The 15,839-nt window shown below is 64.3% G+C and carries 17 protein-coding genes; 7 read left to right on the top strand and 10 right to left on the bottom strand.

Going from position 1 to position 15,839, the window contains the following annotated elements; genetic code table 11:
* Positions 1–49: 49 nt before the first annotated feature.
* A complete protein-coding gene (locus NDI85_RS18190) occupies positions 50–346 on the top strand; it encodes a hypothetical protein (protein WP_188997555.1) in 297 nt (98 codons plus the stop codon).
* Positions 347–413: 67 nt separating this feature from the next.
* Here NDI85_RS18190 and NDI85_RS18185 read toward each other — a convergent pair whose 3' ends face one another.
* Positions 414–1,514 (bottom strand): AI-2E family transporter, encoded by a 1,101-nt coding sequence (locus NDI85_RS18185; protein ID WP_310916570.1) that lies wholly within the window; start codon positions 1,512–1,514, stop codon positions 414–416.
* Positions 1,515–1,685: 171 nt separating this feature from the next.
* Here NDI85_RS18185 and NDI85_RS18180 point away from each other — a divergent pair, with 171 nt between their 5' ends.
* Positions 1,686–2,108, top strand: a complete 423-nt coding sequence (locus NDI85_RS18180) for a hypothetical protein (RefSeq protein ID WP_310916569.1) — start codon at positions 1,686–1,688, stop codon at positions 2,106–2,108.
* Between the two features lie 44 nt (positions 2,109–2,152).
* Here the strand turns inward: NDI85_RS18180 and NDI85_RS18175 are convergent, their stop codons facing one another.
* From NDI85_RS18175 to NDI85_RS18160, 4 genes are all read right to left on the bottom strand, one after another.
* Positions 2,153–3,349 carry a C39 family peptidase gene (locus NDI85_RS18175; RefSeq protein WP_310916568.1) on the bottom strand — a complete coding sequence of 399 codons (1,197 nt, stop codon included), beginning with the start codon at positions 3,347–3,349 and terminating at the stop codon, positions 2,153–2,155.
* A gap of 435 nt (positions 3,350–3,784) precedes the next feature.
* On the bottom strand, positions 3,785–3,928 hold the full coding sequence (locus tag NDI85_RS18170) for a hypothetical protein (RefSeq protein ID WP_310916567.1): 144 nt from the start codon (positions 3,926–3,928) through the stop codon (positions 3,785–3,787).
* Between the two features lie 122 nt (positions 3,929–4,050).
* Positions 4,051–5,391: a sulfatase-like hydrolase/transferase gene (locus NDI85_RS18165; protein ID WP_188997546.1), complete on the bottom strand. Its 1,341-nt coding sequence runs from the start codon at positions 5,389–5,391 to the stop codon at positions 4,051–4,053.
* Positions 5,392–5,415: 24 nt separating this feature from the next.
* Entirely contained in the window at positions 5,416–6,240 is an 825-nt protein-coding gene (locus NDI85_RS18160) for an IclR family transcriptional regulator (protein WP_220639445.1), read from the bottom strand.
* Positions 6,241–6,609: 369 nt separating this feature from the next.
* Between NDI85_RS18160 and NDI85_RS18155 the strand changes: the two genes are divergently transcribed.
* The 3 genes from NDI85_RS18155 to NDI85_RS18145 are packed head-to-tail and all read left to right on the top strand — an operon-like array spanning position 6,610 to position 9,632.
* On the top strand, positions 6,610–8,835 hold the full coding sequence (locus NDI85_RS18155) for an AAA domain-containing protein (RefSeq protein WP_310916566.1): 2,226 nt from the start codon (positions 6,610–6,612) through the stop codon (positions 8,833–8,835).
* Between the two features lie 42 nt (positions 8,836–8,877).
* Positions 8,878–9,264: an ACT domain-containing protein gene (locus NDI85_RS18150; RefSeq protein WP_188997538.1), complete on the top strand. Its 387-nt coding sequence runs from the start codon at positions 8,878–8,880 to the stop codon at positions 9,262–9,264.
* Positions 9,265–9,311: 47 nt separating this feature from the next.
* A complete protein-coding gene (locus NDI85_RS18145; RefSeq protein ID WP_310916565.1) occupies positions 9,312–9,632 on the top strand; it encodes a DUF5783 family protein in 321 nt (106 codons plus the stop codon).
* A gap of 261 nt (positions 9,633–9,893) precedes the next feature.
* Here the strand turns inward: NDI85_RS18145 and NDI85_RS18140 are convergent, their stop codons facing one another.
* Entirely contained in the window at positions 9,894–11,147 is a 1,254-nt protein-coding gene (locus NDI85_RS18140) for an endonuclease/exonuclease/phosphatase family protein (RefSeq protein ID WP_310916564.1), read from the bottom strand.
* Between the two features lie 243 nt (positions 11,148–11,390).
* Complete coding sequence (locus NDI85_RS18135; RefSeq protein WP_188997531.1) at positions 11,391–11,633, bottom strand: hypothetical protein; 243 nt, start codon at positions 11,631–11,633, stop codon at positions 11,391–11,393.
* A 238-nt stretch (positions 11,634–11,871) separates the two neighbouring features.
* Between NDI85_RS18135 and NDI85_RS18130 the strand changes: the two genes are divergently transcribed.
* Positions 11,872–12,231 carry a group 1 truncated hemoglobin gene (locus NDI85_RS18130; protein WP_188997529.1) on the top strand — a complete coding sequence of 120 codons (360 nt, stop codon included), beginning with the start codon at positions 11,872–11,874 and terminating at the stop codon, positions 12,229–12,231.
* Between the two features lie 292 nt (positions 12,232–12,523).
* Here the strand turns inward: NDI85_RS18130 and NDI85_RS18125 are convergent, their stop codons facing one another.
* The 3 genes from NDI85_RS18125 to NDI85_RS18115 all read right to left on the bottom strand — a co-directional run bounded on the left by NDI85_RS18125 (position 12,524) and on the right by NDI85_RS18115 (position 14,388).
* On the bottom strand, positions 12,524–12,904 hold the full coding sequence (locus NDI85_RS18125) for a helix-turn-helix domain-containing protein (protein WP_310916563.1): 381 nt from the start codon (positions 12,902–12,904) through the stop codon (positions 12,524–12,526).
* A 95-nt stretch (positions 12,905–12,999) separates the two neighbouring features.
* On the bottom strand, positions 13,000–13,938 hold the full coding sequence (locus NDI85_RS18120) for a glutathione S-transferase family protein (protein WP_310916562.1): 939 nt from the start codon (positions 13,936–13,938) through the stop codon (positions 13,000–13,002).
* Between the two features lie 48 nt (positions 13,939–13,986).
* Positions 13,987–14,388: a VOC family protein gene (locus NDI85_RS18115; RefSeq protein ID WP_310916561.1), complete on the bottom strand. Its 402-nt coding sequence runs from the start codon at positions 14,386–14,388 to the stop codon at positions 13,987–13,989.
* Between the two features lie 282 nt (positions 14,389–14,670).
* On the opposite strand from NDI85_RS18115, the gene NDI85_RS18110 reads away from it, so the two are divergent.
* Positions 14,671–15,804 (top strand): acyl-CoA dehydrogenase family protein, encoded by a 1,134-nt coding sequence (locus NDI85_RS18110; RefSeq protein WP_310916560.1) that lies wholly within the window; start codon positions 14,671–14,673, stop codon positions 15,802–15,804.
* Positions 15,805–15,839 lie beyond the last annotated feature (35 nt).

Genomic DNA, 15,839 nt, shown 5'->3' with positions numbered 1-15,839 from the left:
GACCAAATCCATAATCTTTTTTGATTAAGGATTCGATTGGTCAGTACCGATGCGTTACTCCGAAACCCTCCAACTGTTCGAGCAAGCGTTTGATTTCCCCACCGACCGGACGACCGTAGTCGGGCAGTTAGGTGACGTGGAGTTGTCGACGCCCGCGGGCGACGTGGCCACTGTCAGAGACATCCTGAATCGCACCGACGAAGACACCTACCACTCGCCGGACGAACTCTATACGTCGCTCGTCGGGAACCTCGAAGACGGGTTCATCGGCCGGAAGTACTACGACGACAGAGCGGGTATCGAGTCCGGCGTCACGGACGCTCGCAGCGAAGACGTCTCGCTCTGATCCAGTAGCCGATACGACGGGTCCCAGCGCTACGTGACGGCTCCCCCGAGTTATGCCGGGCCGCCGGTCACCGGAAGTCGTCGAGTCGCAACTGGTCGGGGTGGAGTCCGTCGGGGTCGTCCGCGCCGAGGAGCCGGGGGAGTGCCGTGTTGGCGAAGGTCAGTCCGACGACGAGCAGTATCGGCGCGAAAAAGAGCCCGTAGAACCCGAGGACGACGGGGCCAAGCGTGTACGCCAGCATCAAGAGGCCGACGTGGGTGTTCTCGCCGCTCAGCAACGGCCGCAACAGCAGGTCGGGGATGGTGTCGACGACGATCACCGCGACCCCGAGGAAGGTCAGCACGTACACCAGCAGCGAGGAGTCGCTCCCGAGGACCACCGGAAGGGCGGTGATGGCCGTAAGCGGCAGATAGACGATTTTCATCCCGACGACGGGAATGAGGCTCGCGATTCCGGTCAGGGCACCGGCCAGCGCCGGGTAGGGGACTTCGGCGGCCGCCGGGACCAGCGCGTTGTACCCCGAGAAGGCGGCGATAGCGATGAGCGAAATCGCGAGGACGTTCAGGAGGTTCCCGAACAGGACCGCTTCGAGTTCCTCGTCGACGGCTTCGAGGTACTCGCGGATGATCGCACCGTCGTCGAACCGCAAGAGCCACTCCCGGATGCGTCGGCCGTCGAGCAGGAGGTAGTAGGTGACGATGACGGTGACAAAGAGGTTGAGAAAGAAGTTCGAGACGACCGATGTCAACAGCGTCGCGTGGTCGCCGAGGAACTCGACCAGCGGCGACAACTGACCGGACTGATAGGCCTCGTAGAGGCCCTGGACAGTGAGGTCGGGTATCGACTCGAACTGTCCGAGCCAGTCGACGTGCGTCGCGGCCACGCTGACGAGTTCGTACTGCTCGACGAACTGCCGGGCTTCGAGGACGAGGAGGACCACGGCATAACTCACGAGCAGGAGCAAGGGGAGGGCGAGCGACGCCATGACGACGACGGCGCGGACTCTCGCCGGCAGTCTGAGTCGGCGGAGTGATTTATGAAAGCGGCGCGTCGAGTAGTAGAGGAAGACAGAGACCGTAAGCGGTGCGATGAACTGGTACGCGAGGAGGCCGACGACGACGGTGACGAGGAGGCCAAACAGGGCGACAACGAGACGTTTCTCGTCCATACGAACTACCATCAGGGAACGACACATAAATCTGCGGACAGGTATCCGAGTAGTTGCCACTGGGTTCTCTCGGCCGGGGCCGAGGGCGAGACGTGCCGACTCGACGTCGACAGAACAGGGGCGTTCGGGGGACAATCTTTTCACCGACTGGATCGATTGTTCGAACGGATTATGCCACTGAACCGTCGGTCCCTGCTCGGATCCCTCGCCGCGACGACGCTCACAGTCGCGTCGGGATGCTCCGCCCTCGACGCCAACGGAACCACCGGAACCAACGAGTCGAACGCTTCGAGTCGCGGAGCGGCAGACATCTACCTCCACAACCTCCGGGACGGTGCCGCCACCATCTCGGTTCGCGTCGCGGCGGCGGACGCCGACGGTGACGAGGCACGGATAGAGACGACGGTCGACCTCGCGTCCGCCGAAACGAAGCGATTCAACAACGAGGTCGTGTTCGACGCCGACTACGACGTCTCGGTCTCCGTAGACGGCGGGCCGTCCGAAACGGCGACGTGGACCGCCGATAGCGACGGCGGCCTCCACGTCCTGTACAACGCCGCCGAAAACATCGTCTTCGCCGACGAGTTCGCCTGACCGCTGCGACGACCCCTCCTGAACGTCTGCTAGGGCCGCTCTGGCTAGGTCGTGACCTTCGTGATGCAGACGTCGCCCCAGGCGCCGTGGGTGACGAGGTCCGGGCTGTCGTCGTAGCCGTTGTGGACCTTGTAGTACATGTCACTGCAGAACCAGCCACAGGATTCTTCCCGGTAGCCGATACCACAGACGGAGTGGCCCTCGCCCTTGTCGGTGTAGGGACCGTTCTCCATGTTGAGCATGAAGGGGTTGTCGTTCGAGATCTGCGTCTTGACGTTCCCCTTGAACCCGGAGTGGATGTTCTCCGCGCTGTAGGAGTGTGACCCGCTGGAGTAGTTCTCTATCCCGCTCGGGATGTTACTCCAGTACGTGCAGTACGAACAGAGGCTCCCGTCGCCCGTGTCCATCTCCATGTGCAGTCGGTCGATGAGCGATTCGCGAGCGTCGTCGTCGCTGTCGTCTAGGTTCTCGTGGAAGCCCAGAACCATCGAGGCTGCTATCGGAACGCAGCCGTCCCAGGAGTCCCAACTGTCGTCACCGCTGCCGATGCTCGTCGAGTTCGCGTTCCCGGCGTCGTGTTCCGTCCAGTTCGGCACGCCGTACACCTCGTCGTCGGTATCGCCGGACCAGTCTTCTTGACTGGTCTGTTCCTTTGCGCCACTGTCGTTTCGCTTCCCCGTGGGCAGCAGTGTCTCGAGGTCGGCGACTGGCTTCGATTGCTTTGGCTTCCCGCTTCGGAGGTCCACGGCACCCACGTCCGTCGATTCGACCAAGTACTCGACGCCGCCGCGGTAGAGGAACCGACCGGTGATGGATTTCGGGCTCGCGGGCGTCTTGCGTTTCGCGTCTGCGAGTCGCCGCTGTGGGGCCCGATTCGCACCGAACGTCAGTATCGGTTGCTCCGTCTGTCGGGCACTGACGTTGATGTACCCCACGTCCTCGCCACGGTTCTCGATGGGGAACACCCACGACCGGGGGACGTGCGTCGTCGACCCGCCGTCCTGAACGTCCGTGTAGAACAGCGTCGGGGCTTTGACCCCGCTTGCACGCCACTCGCCGAACTCCTCGGTGTCGCCGTAGTAGTCCGCCGCAGCACGGGCGGTCTTGCGAGCAGTCGCCTTCTTGACTGGTGCCTTCCCCTGTGCCGCCGCCGACCCGACGGCAGTGAGTGCCGCTCCCGTGAGTCCGACGCCACCGATACCCCGCAGAACGTCTCGTCGACTTGTATGTTTTTCGTCCATACGTGGCGACAGATAACGGTGCGAGGCTTAATATTTTTGGTCAAGAATAAATATTTTTATTTATTTTGGCGCTGTTATATCGTGTCCTCGTGGCGGTTCGACCTGCCGGCCGTTGCCGACTCGTTCGTCTCGGGGACGCCGTCGACGACAGCGTGAGACGCGGGTCGGACCCGGTCCGGTTCTGAGAGCGACGTCGTGCGAACGCCGCTGGTGGGTCTCGGCGACAGACTATAGTAGCCATTGAAAATCAATGCACACCCGACCGCACGACGGCAGTGCGGTCGGTGTGTGAATCGTTTCAATTGTTACTATAGCAGCGCCTGCCTCCCGCGGCCGAAACCGACGGTGAATCGCCTATCGGATACGCCCGAAACGAGGGGCTCGTCGTCCGCGTCTCCGACGGTCGGGAGGCCATCGTCTGTACGGTCGAGGAAGTCACGGACTCCGAATCGCGACCCCGGCCGTCTCCGACGACTCGGTCGCCCAGTGGCTGACCGCGAGCAGCGTAAACACCATCGCGACGACGACGCCGACGTTCGCCCCCGACAACAGGGAGTCTGACAGCGGTCCGTTCGACACCGCTGCAATCGTCAGGAAGCACCCACCGGCGGCGAAGAGATATCGCAGGTGCCAGTCGGTGGCCGTCTCGGCCTGCGAACGGGCCGTACCGCTCGTCTTGTCCGACTGTCCCGTGGCCGCGGTCAGTACTCCTTGTATCCTCGTTCGAGTTGTTTGATCGTCGGCCTGTCCCCTTCGACGGTCTCGATGTGGTCGAGCAGTCGTCGCTGCAGTCGGTCGGCCACGTCGCGGTAGTTCGGTCGGCCGGCGAGATTGATTCGCTCTATCGGGTCCCGACGGAGGTCATAGAGGTACCGCTCGACGTAGCAATCGCTGGCGGGTTCACCGTTGCCGCCGCGCCAGCCGGTCTCTTTCGACGCGGCGACGGCGTACTTCCATCGGTCCGTCCGCAGGGCACGGCCCATCTGTGATTCGCTTATCTGGACGAACGCCTCCCCGCCCTCGTCGGGTTCGGCGCCGCGAATCACCGGGAGGAGGCTATCCCCCTGGAACTCGTCTGGAACGTCTATCCCGGCGGCATCGAGCAGCGTCGGCGGGAGGTCGATAGCGCTGACCACCCGTTCGATTCGGCCACCGCCCTCGAAGCCGGGGCCGCTGAACAGCAGCGGCACGCGGACGGCCGAGTCGTGTGGCGACCGCTTGTACTCGCCCGGGCGCGTACGGAAGTGGTTCCCGTGGTCGGACGTGTACGCGAAGACGGTGTCGTCGCGGATGCCGAGGTCACGAAGTCGCTGGATGAGCCGCCCCATCGCCTCGTCCACCCGTCTTACCATCCCGTAGTAGTCGGGCAGTTCGCTGTACCAGTCCCCCGGGCAGTTCTGGAGGTCGGCCGGTACGTGGGGGTTCTTGTCGTAGCGCTCGGCGTACCCCTCGGGCGCGACGAAGGTCCACATGTCGTTCTGATGGTGGGGTTCGACCAGCGAGACGACGAGGAAGAACGGCTCTGAGAGCGCGTCCAGCGCGTCCAGCGCGAAGTCGACGAAGGCGTCGGTGCGGTAGGTGTCGAACGGGGCCTCCGCTCCGTCCTCGTCGTACAGGTATCCTTCGGTCGGTCGTGAGGTGAACTCCGGGACGTCTGCTGCCCGCCAGAAGTCCTCGTAGCCGCCGCGCATCTCGTCGGGGACGGGTACGTCGAAGGTGCCCCCGACGTGCCAGTTGCCGACGAACCCGACGTCGTAGCCGGCGTCCGCGAACCAGTTGGCGAGCGTCGTCTCGTCGGGGTCGATAGCCAACCCCTCGCGCCAGACGCCCGCCTCCGTCGCGAACTTCCCGGTGTGGAAGGCCGCTCTGTACGGCGCACAGACCGGTTGCGGGGTAATCGCGCACTCGACGATGGTGCCGTCACGGGCGAGGCTGTCGAGGGTCGGCGTCAGGTCGTGGGGGCACCCGTACGCACCCAGCGTGTCCCACCGCTGCTGGTCCGACATCACGACGAGGACGTTGGGTGGCGTGTCGGTGGTCATGCGTGTACCTGTATCATCCACGGTTTATCTATTCGGGTCCGCACTCGCCTGCCGCTTCGACTGCTCGTTTGCGACACGGTTCTTGATCGACGTCGCCGTGCTCCCGAGGATGCTCGGGAAGTCTTGCCGGATGGACTTCTCGCGCATCCGCTCGGCCGGGCCCGAGACGGAGACGGCCGCGATGGCGGTGTTGTCCGCGTCGGTGATCGGCGACGCAACGCAGTGGCGGTCTGCCTCCAGTTCGCCCCTGTCGTGTGCGGTCCTGTCGTCGTGTATCGTCTGGAGTTCTTCGAGCATCGTCTCGCGGTCGGTGATGGTGTTGTCCGTGAGTTTCGGCAGTCCCGACTCGTCGAGAATCCGGTCGCGCTCGTCCGCCGGGAGGTACGCGAGAATCGCCTTTCCGGCGGCCGTGGCGGTCAGTGGCACCCGTTTGCCCTCGTACAGCTCCGCCGGCGGCTCAGTGCCCGTGGTCACGCGAGCGAGGTAGATGCCCGACGTGTGTTCCGGAATCAACACGCTCGCGGCCTCGCCGGTCGACTCCGCCAGGTTCTCCAGTGGTTGCTGGATGACTCGGTAGATGGGCATCCGCGTGCGGACGCTGGCACCGAGCCCGAGAAACCCCAGACTGAGGCGATACTTCCCCCTTTCCTTGACCACGTACTCCATCTCGTGGAGCGTGTTCAGGTGCTTGTGGACCGTTCCTTTACCGAGCGACAACTCGTCTGCGAGTTCGGTGACGCCGACGGCGTCGCGGTCCCGAAGCGCGTCGACGATGCGGAAACTGGTGACCGTCGTCCGGGCGACTCTGCCGTCCATCTCCGCTGGATCCGAGATAGTCGGACGGGACATACCGGAATAGCAGGCGTAGCTAGGGCATAAATGTTCACGAAACGTGAACGAGATGTGCGTCGGTGCTATCCCGCCGACGAACGGGATCCGCGCTGGGGCGCACACCGAGACACCGAGCGGCGAGAGCGAAGTGGACGACGCCGAACGACTGCTCCAGCAGCTAGACGACTTCTCGAAACCGTTGCCGACCTTCTACAGACGGTGCGAGAGATTGCTGACGCGACTGGAGCGACCGGCGACGACTGACCGCCGCCGCACGGCCGGCACGGCCACCCGTCCGACGCGTCTGGAGACACGTGTAACATGTCAGACGCGATTCGGACCGACGGCACGTAGTGTTTTATTCGAGAGGGACAAACGCGCTGACAGATGTCGCTCCTGTTCGATCACATCATCGGGCGCTTCGCGCTCGAGGATGCGACCCTCCACGCGGCCACGGACGCCGACCTCGCCGACGGCGGTCCGGCCGTTCCAGCCAGACCGATCGCCGAGTTCGCCGGCCACCACGACGACCTCTCACATCCGGCGGAAGACTGGACGTGTATCCCGCTCCACGGAGCGGACTCGGCGGACCACACCGACACGTTCGTCGCGTTCACCGACCACTCCCTCCACGGACCGATTTTCGTCTTCGAGCGCGACGGCGACAGGGACTTCCTCGACGCCGACGCCTTCGGCGAGACCCGACTCGCGAACCGCATCCGGTTCTGGCACTCCGACTACGTCCCGGAGACGTATCCGCCCACGTACGACTCGCCGATCGACGACAGCGAACCGGCCCGGAACCCGCTCGACCTCGATTCGCTCGTAAACGGTCTCCGGTCGTTCGTCGAGAGCGAGCGAGCGGCGACGCGCGAAGCGAACCGCGAGCGTGCACTCGGGCAGTCGCCGCTGGCGCTGTACGAGGGCGGCGGTGACGCGATCCCACGGCTCCACACAGTCGGGTCCGAGGGCGGCGGGCAGTACCGGTTCCGCGTCGACTTGCCGGCACATCTCGAATCCCGGCGCGACGGCGACTGGGCGTTCTTCGTCGAGTCCGAGTTCGGGATTCACGAGGGCAACGAGGTGCTGGTCCACGCCGTCGAGGGGCGCAGTCCCGACCAGTTCCCCGTCGAGGCGACGGTCGAACGCATTCGCGGGCTGAACGTCTGGCTCAGAGTCGACTGGAGTGCCGTCTCCGGGGCGACGACGCTCGACACCGTACTCGCTGGCAGGGACACGACGGTCGGACTCACGGCGCTGTTGAATCCCGTGCCCTTCGACAGAGAGCGGGCCGCAATCGAGGCGGTACGCGACCACCGCCTCGGCGAGGTACTCGCGGGGACGCGCCCAATCACGTTCTCGAACGGCGCCGCTGCACAGAGCGAGCAGCGCGACGCGGCGCTGAACCAAGAGCAGCAACTCGCGGTCGAACACGCACTGCTGGCCGACGACCTGTTTTGTATCCACGGGCCGCCGGGCACCGGGAAGACCCGGACGCTCGTCGAAGTCGTCCGGCGGGCGGCGGCCGCCGGCGAGAGCGTCCTCGTCTGTGCGGACTCCAATCAGGCCGTCGACAACCTCGTGGCTGGCGCCTCGACGGCTGATAGCCCGGACCGTCGGTCGCTGCACGCGTACGGACAGCACGGCGAGGAGGAGTTCGCGCTCGACCGCGTGAACGCCGGGAACTCGGCGAGCGACGTCGTCGCTCGCGCGTATAGCGACGTGTCCGGCCGGGCCGACGTGGTCGCGGCGACGAACAACAGCGCCGCGACGCTGGCTCGGGAGTTCGACCTCCTGGTCCTCGACGAAGCGACCCAGTCGACCTGTCCGGCCTCGTGTATCCCCCTCGTGCGCGCCGAGCGCGCGGTGCTGGCCGGTGACCACCGACAGCTCCCGCCCTACAGCGCGGGCGAGGCCCCACCCGAATCGAGTTACGGCCACTCGCTGTTCGAGCACGTCTACGCCGACGGCGGCGTCTACGAGGGCGTCGGCCTCCAACTCCAGACCCAGTACCGGATGCATCGGGACATCGCGTACTTCTCGAACAGGACGTTCTACGACGGGACGCTACGGAACGGCCGCGCGGTCGAGCCGCTTCCCGACAGGCCCGCTATCGAGGGGTACAACGTCGGCGGATCGGTCGAGACGGTCGAGCACTCGAAGGCCAACCCGACGGAGGCGCGTCTGGTCACCCACATCGTCGACGGGTTGCTGGCGGACGTCCCGCCCGAGGAGATCGGCGTCATCACGCCCTACACGGCACAACTCGCGTGTATCCGCGACACGCTCGCCGACAACCTCGACTGTGCCGACCGCGTCACGGTCGACACTATCGACTCGTTTCAGGGCGGCGAGCGGACCGCTATCGTCCTCTCGCTGGTCCGGAGCAACGGCGACGGCGATATCGGCTTTCTCGGTCGGCCCGTCGACGGTCCACGCCGGCTGAACGTCGCGCTCACGCGCGCACAGCGGTACTGCGCCATCGTCGCCGACTGGCATACGCTCCGGTACGACGCCGACGGCAAGTGTACGGACTGCTACGAGTCGTTCTATCAGTTCTTCGAAAACACCAACCGACTGAGCGCAGTCGACCCGGATTTCATTCCGGTGTGACGAGCGGACGCTACTAGTGGGACGGCATCGATAGACACCAGCATGGACCCACACGACTTTCTGGAGGGCGCCACAGTCAGCGTCGACGATGGCGCGTACGCCGTCTGCCGCACCGACCGACCGGACCCGAACGCGTTCGCGACCGTGCAGGACGAGACAGAGACCACGGTCGTCGTCGACGAGGCCAGTCCCACCGTGGCGGCGGCCACCGACGTGGAACGTGGCTGGAAGCGACTGACCTTCGACGTCGAGCTCCCGTTCGAACTCGTCGGGTTTCTGGCGGTGGTCGCGTCGGCGCTGGCCGACGCCGACGTGTCGGTGTTCGTCCTCTCGGCGTTCTCCACGGACCACGTTCTGATCAAAGAGTCGGACCTCGATACGGCCCTCCAGACGCTCGACGGACTGGGCTGTGACGTTCGACGCGGGTAGCGGCCGGTCACAGAACGCTTTACTGCCTGTGCGGCCAGCACTCGACAATGACCGAGTTCGACCCGGACAAGTTCGAGGAGAAGTACCGGTACTACTTCGAGGAACTGGAGACGGCGTACTCGAACGCCTATCAGAACCTCCACGGCCAGTACGACTCCGAGGTACTCCGGGCGATAGACCGACAGGTCCTCAGCGAGAGCGAACCAGTGTACCAAGGGGACGGGGAGTTCAGTATCGCGCTCCCGGACGACGCCGACGCGCGTGCGGCGTCGCTTCCGGGCAGCGAAGAGACGTTCGAGACCGTCCTCGCGGCATTTACGGCCAATATCGAGAGCGAACTGCGTCGTATCTTCGAGTTCGAAACGTAACCGTCCGTCAGCAGCCACGCGCTGGCAAATCTGTCTGTCGACGGCGCGAATCTGTCAGTAGCAATCGGCGTTCCACACAGAGACGTCACGCGGTCTCGGCCACACGACGAGTACGCCGTCGACGCCGGTCTCGAATCGGAGTTCGGAGTGGTATAGCTAGATAGTAGATCTGCCCAGCTATACTGCACGAGTCGGCCGCGTTCGGCGTTCGACGGCCGGTAGCGGCGGTATCCCGTGATACCGACAGCGGTCGGGGACGGTTCAATCGCGGAACGCCCGAGCGAGGACGCCCAGTACCATCCCTGCGACGGCCGCAGTGAGGCCCATCCCCGGTCCAGACCCACCCACTGTGGCCGTCGGTGACGTGGTGGCTGTCGGCGACGGGGTTTCGGTGGCCGTCGGGTCGCTCTCGGTCGGCGACGCGGGCGGGTCCGCCGTCGGTTCGGGTGTGGCCGTCGGCGTCGTCGTCGGAAGTTCGAACGTCGCGGCCACGCCGGCGTGGTCCGAGGGCCACACAGTGATGGTCTCTCCGTGGGCTCTGGCTTCGACTCGGGAACTGGGTTCGTGGCCGACTCGCCGGACCGTCGTCGGTCGGAGCCCGCCGCGGTAGAGGACGGCGTCGATTCGACGGGTCAACTGTGACTCGTCGTTCCGCACGTCCGACGCCTGACAGCAGGTGTACCCCTCCGAGTCGGGACGACGGACCGCGTAGGCGTCGTCGAAGGACGCGGTCAGGCGGTCGTACGTCTGCCCGCCCGGACCGCTGTTGAAGTCGCCACAGAGGACGACTGGCTGGGCCGTGGGCACGCGGTCGAGTAGCTCTTTCGCCTGTGAGAGGCGGAACAGCTCTGTCACCGATTCGAGATGCGTCGAGACGGCAGTAAACGTCCCCTCGCCCATCTGTACTGTCGCAGAACAGAACCCGCGCTGGAGGACGGCCGTCTTGCTACTGTCCGGAATCTGGAGTTCGAGCGCGGCATCGAACGTGTCGGTCACGACCGACCCGACGTCTACGTCGCTGCGGACGAGCAACACGTCTCTGTCGGTGATGCGGACGTCGACGGTCCCGTCGTCGGTGGCCGCGGGAAGTTCGAGGTCGGTCGTGACGGTTTCGGCGGCTACGGTGTAGTCCAGACCACGGGCAGCGAGCGCCGACGTTATCTCAGCCAGCATGTCGACGAGGACCGCTGTGGCCGACGCCTCGCTCTCGGACCCGTAGTCGCTCGGTCGTTGACTCCGGAACGTTGCCGCCTCCTGCAGGGCGACGACGTCCGCGTCCGTCGCGGCTATCTCTCCCGCGATAGCCTCGGCCCGAGCCTCGTACACCGACGGGTCGATTTCGTCGAGAAACTGCCCTGCGATGCGCTTTACGTCCCCGAGAGACTCCGCTCGAAAGAGTCGAGTCAGGTCGAGTCCGAGATACACGTTGCGTGTCAGGACAGTCGGCGTCGCCACGGCCGCCGAGCGACCCGAGACGGCCCCCGTTGACGCGAGACCGACGCCGAGGCCAGCCATAGTGTGCAGTACGGTCCGACGAGTGAGTCGCGACTGACTACCTTCGGAGGGCATCATTCACTTTCTCGTGTTGACTGGCTGGTGGCAAAGTACTATCCCACTGCTCGCGGTGGCGTGTTGGTCGTGGACGTGACCGACGGCCACAGCACGATCCGACGGGTACTGCCGGGATTCTGTCGGCGAACTCGACGGCGGATTCGCCACCACGCAGACCGACACGACGAACGGCATCGAGCATCGTCGTCACGCCTCGATCCGCCACGTCGTCGACGTCGAGTACCCCCACTTCTCGACCGTGACACCGTAGTCACCCGTCTCGAGGACGGTCATGTTCGTCCCGACCTCCTTCGCGGACAACCCGAGTTCCCGGCCGATGAGTCTGGACTTAAAGTACGTTTGCGTGTCGGCGTTCGCTTTCAGGTAGTCGAGGATGCGCCGCTGTTTCTCGGTGAGCGCCTCGTCGCCCCCGTCGACGGTCGCGTTCATTGCTCGGTCGAGAAGTCGGGAGACCGACCATTAGTTACGCACCGTATAGGGTAGCAGTAGGGACTTACGGAGACCCTGCGAACGGATCGAAGCCGGTGTCGTGGCCGTTCGAGCGCGGGGTGCGGTCGCCGTATTCACTCACACCGATGGAGCGACAGCGGCACGTGCTGACACAGGGCGAACGAACGTGTTCGGAACTGGGTTTTTATTGCTGCTCGCAAAATTCTCCACCGCGACAATGGAACGAAGCATCTACGACGAGATCGGTGGTCGCGAAGCAGTCGAGGCAGTCGTCTCGGACTTCTACGATGCGGTGCTCGACGACGAACGACTCGTCGGCTACTTCGAGGACCAGAACATGGCGGATCTGCGCGCACACCAGATTCAGTTCATCAGTTCGGTCACGGGCGGTCCGGTCGAGTACACCGGTGCGGATATGCGGGAGGCACACGCACATCTCGACCTCGACGAGCGCGACTTTCAGGCGGTGGCCCAACACTTAGAGGCGGCGCTGCGAGCGAACGGGGTCGACGAGGCGTCAGTCGAACAGATTCTCGCGGACGTCGCCGACCTGAAAGCGCCGGTCCTCGGCCAGTAGTCCGGGCCGGCGCCGGTTGCCGTCGGTCCTCGGTGCATCGGTGGAGGCCACATAGCCAGCGTGTACCACGACCGAGAGCTGTCACAGCGGTCGGTTTGGACCGTCTCGACGCTGTCGGGGTGGCGGTCGGTCTCACGTGGAGGCACCGCAGCTGAACGCGATGGTCTACGTCGATGGCCGCTGAGACACGAACTTTCGGCCGTCAGTATCAGCAGGGTGTGAGGTGAGCGCAACGAGCGCGCCCAGTCAGTACCGAGGTACCACTGCTCGCCGCCCACTCACTGACGAGTACCTACACTGAGGGCCCCTCGTCTGTCTCCGCTATCCACTCTGTACTCCACTGATCGATTGCGTCGAACACCGGCTCGAGCGCTTCTCCCTTCTGGGTCAGGCTGTAGTGTGTCTCGACGGGTGGACCCGGTTCGACACGACGGTCGACGATACCGTCTTCTTCGAGCGATTCGAGGACTCGTGAGAGCGTATACGAACTCGCCCCCGACGCTCGTTTCAGTTCGTTGAACCTGTGGTCACCTTCGAACAGATTGTAGAGGATTCGAAGCCGCCACTTCGTTCCGAACTGGTCGAGCGATCGGACGCCCGCACACGCCGTCGGTGTGCGTTCTCGAACCGCGTTGTGGTTCTCGTCGATTTCCTCGTCGGGCTCTGGGACCATACCAGTCGTTCGGAGTCGTCATGTAATAGTTTGCCTAGGGCCCCTCGCACCGTCCTGTCTGCCGTGCGTGCCGGCGTCGAACCCGCTGCGTGTCGTCACCCTCGACCGTGAGGGGCCGTAAAGTCGATATCCGGCCCCACGGGGACGAAGCCGGTCGGGTTGATAGCTGTGTGACTCTGGTAGTAGTGCTCCTTGATGTGGTCGAGGTTGACAGTCGCCGGAACGCCATCGTGTTGATAGATGTCTCGCGTGTACCCCCAGAGATTCGGATACTCGACGAGTCGCTGGAGCGTACATTTGAAATGGGTGTGATAGACGGGGTCGAACCGGACCAACGCGGGGAACAATCGGAGGTCCGCCAGGGTCAGCGCGTCGCCAACCAGAAACCGTTGGTCAGCGAGGACCTCCTCCCAGTAGTCGAGGGCGTCGAACAGGTTCCGGACGGCCTCCTCGTACACCGCTTGTGAGTCGGCGAATCCAGCGGTGTACACACCTTGATTGATCGGTTCGTACAGTTCCTCGACGACGGCGTCGATTCGGTCGCGCTTCCCCTCCGGGTACAGGTCAGCACCATCGCTGTGGCCACCGAAGGCCGTCGAAAGCGTCTCCATGATCTCGATAGATTCGTTGTTGACGATGGTCCCTTCGACGCGATCCCAGAGGACGGGCGTGGTGACGCGCCCAGTAAACTCCGGGTCGGCTTCCGTGTACACTTCGTGGAGGAAGTCCGACCCGTGGAGTGAATCCGGCGTACACCCGGATTTCTCGGGGCTGAACTGCCAGCCATTCGCTCCACGGTACGGGTCGACGACGTCCATCGAGAGCGCGTCTTCGAGCCCGAGCAGTGCCCGGACCAAGACGGCGCCGTGTGCCCATGGACAGGCCCGGGCGATGTACAGGTGATAGCGCCCCGGCTCCGGCGGAAATCGGGACCCAGAGTGGATCCGCTCTCGGAAGGTATCCTGTCGTTGCTTCCGGTCGTTCTCGGTCAGTTCGGCGTCAGTCTTCCAATCGCCATCGATGAGTCGTCCCATATATAATCGTGTAGTGTAATGTCGGGCGTTTCTGCTCGTTCTAGTCGACTATGCTGTCTCCACGGGCTCTTTGAGTTCGATGAGATACCCGAACGGGTCCCGAACGTAGATAGCGGGGGCCTCGCCTGTCGCTCCGTCTGGTGTCCCTTCCCGCTCGATGATCACACCGGCATCCTCCAGTTCCTGTTTGACGTCTTCGATATCCGCCTCGAGTATGATCGCGAGGTGGTCGAAGTTCTGACGCGCAGGGTGTACGAAGTCGTCTGTCGGTCTGATGTGGATGATCGTCTCTGGCGCGAGACGGACGTGGAAAATCGGCGTTTCGCCCCGTTCGTACTCGTCGAATCCCCCGATCTGGAACCCGAGGAGTCCCTGATAGAATTCGATCGCGTGCTCGAGTTCGTCCTCCGGGATTCGCAGGTGAACGTGGTCGATACGTGCTGCTTTCATCGGTTCGTCTCATCAGTGACGGGCTGTCGGGATATAGTTCAGGCAATCTACGATTGAGCAGGTCACATCCGGATAACTACCCCAGTCGATGGCCCAGTGACCGTCTGGAGAGACCGTCGGATCGTCTGAACCTACTCACCCATGCTGATCGATTCGGGACGGGACAACCCGGAGAGCATCTGCTGTGAGTCCCTCGTCGGGTCGATTCTGTATCGTTTCATCACTTACCACCATGATTAAGGTTCGAAGAGTCCGGATACAACTGGTGTGTCACACTGTACGTTGTCTGACGAGCGGCAGGCCCTCCGTGACTCGGTCAGGTCTTTCGCCGAGCGACACGTTCGGCCGGCAGCAGCGAAACACGACCGCGACGAGAGCTATCCGGCGGCGATTCGCCGGAAGGCGGCTGAACAGGGGTTCGTGGCACCGACGGTTCCGACAGCGTTCGACGGCCCGGGCAGGGACGTCCGTGACGCACAGCTCATCGCGGAGGAACTGTGGCGGGCCGACCCCGGAATCGGGACGGCACTGATCAGCGCCGACGCCGGCACTCGGCTCATCGACCGCTACGGGACACGACAGCAGAAGTCCCGATGGTTACCCCGTATCGCCGCTGGGGAAGCCGTCTCCGCGATCACCATCACGGAACCGGACCACGGCTCCGACGTGGCCAGCATAGAGACGACGGCGCGTCGCGACGGTAGCGAGTGGGTCCTCGACGGAACGAAGACGTGGGTCACGAACGGGAGCGTCGCCGACGTACTCGTGGTACTCGCAAAGACCAACACCGGCGCCGGACACGCCGGTATCAGTACGTTCTTGGTCCCGAGTGACCGACCCGGTATCGAGACCGAGACGCTGGCAGGGACGCTCGGCCTGCGTGCGGCCGACTTCGCCGCCGTCGAGTTCGACGCTGTCCGGGTCCCCGCGACGAACCTCGTCGGCGAGGTCGACGACGGGTTCGCCCAGCTACTCACGTTCTTAGCCGCGGGGCGGGCGACAGTCGCCGCCGAGGCGCTCGGTGCCGCAAGCGCCGTCGTCGAGAGGGTCGGAGAACAGATCGCGGCCGAGGACTGTCCGCCGTCCCACCGGTCACAGCCGCGTGGCGACGCGTGCTACCTCGACCTGAGGTCGTCAGTCGCTGCCGCGCGGTCGCTGACCTACCGTGCCGGGCACGCACTGTCCGAACGACCCGGCGAGGCACGGTCGGAGCGACTCGCGAATATGGCGAAACTGTACGCTTCTGAGACGGCGATCGACGTCGTCGACAGGGGGCTCGAACTGTGTGGCCCCGACACCGGGTCGACGGGCCCGTCGCTCGAGAAGTACTACCGGGACCTGCGTGCGACGACGATTATCGAAGGGACGAGCGAGTCGATACGGTCCGCCATCGCGAGACAGCTTCTAGAGGAGTGAATCCGGCCCGGAAGCGGATCGCGAGATGTGTCGAA

This window comes from Haloarcula sp. S1AR25-4 (genome assembly GCF_031624555.1).
Lineage (GTDB): Archaea > Halobacteriota > Halobacteria > Halobacteriales > Haloarculaceae > Haloarcula > Haloarcula pellucida.
This window is presented reverse-complemented; position numbering and strand designations above follow the sequence as displayed.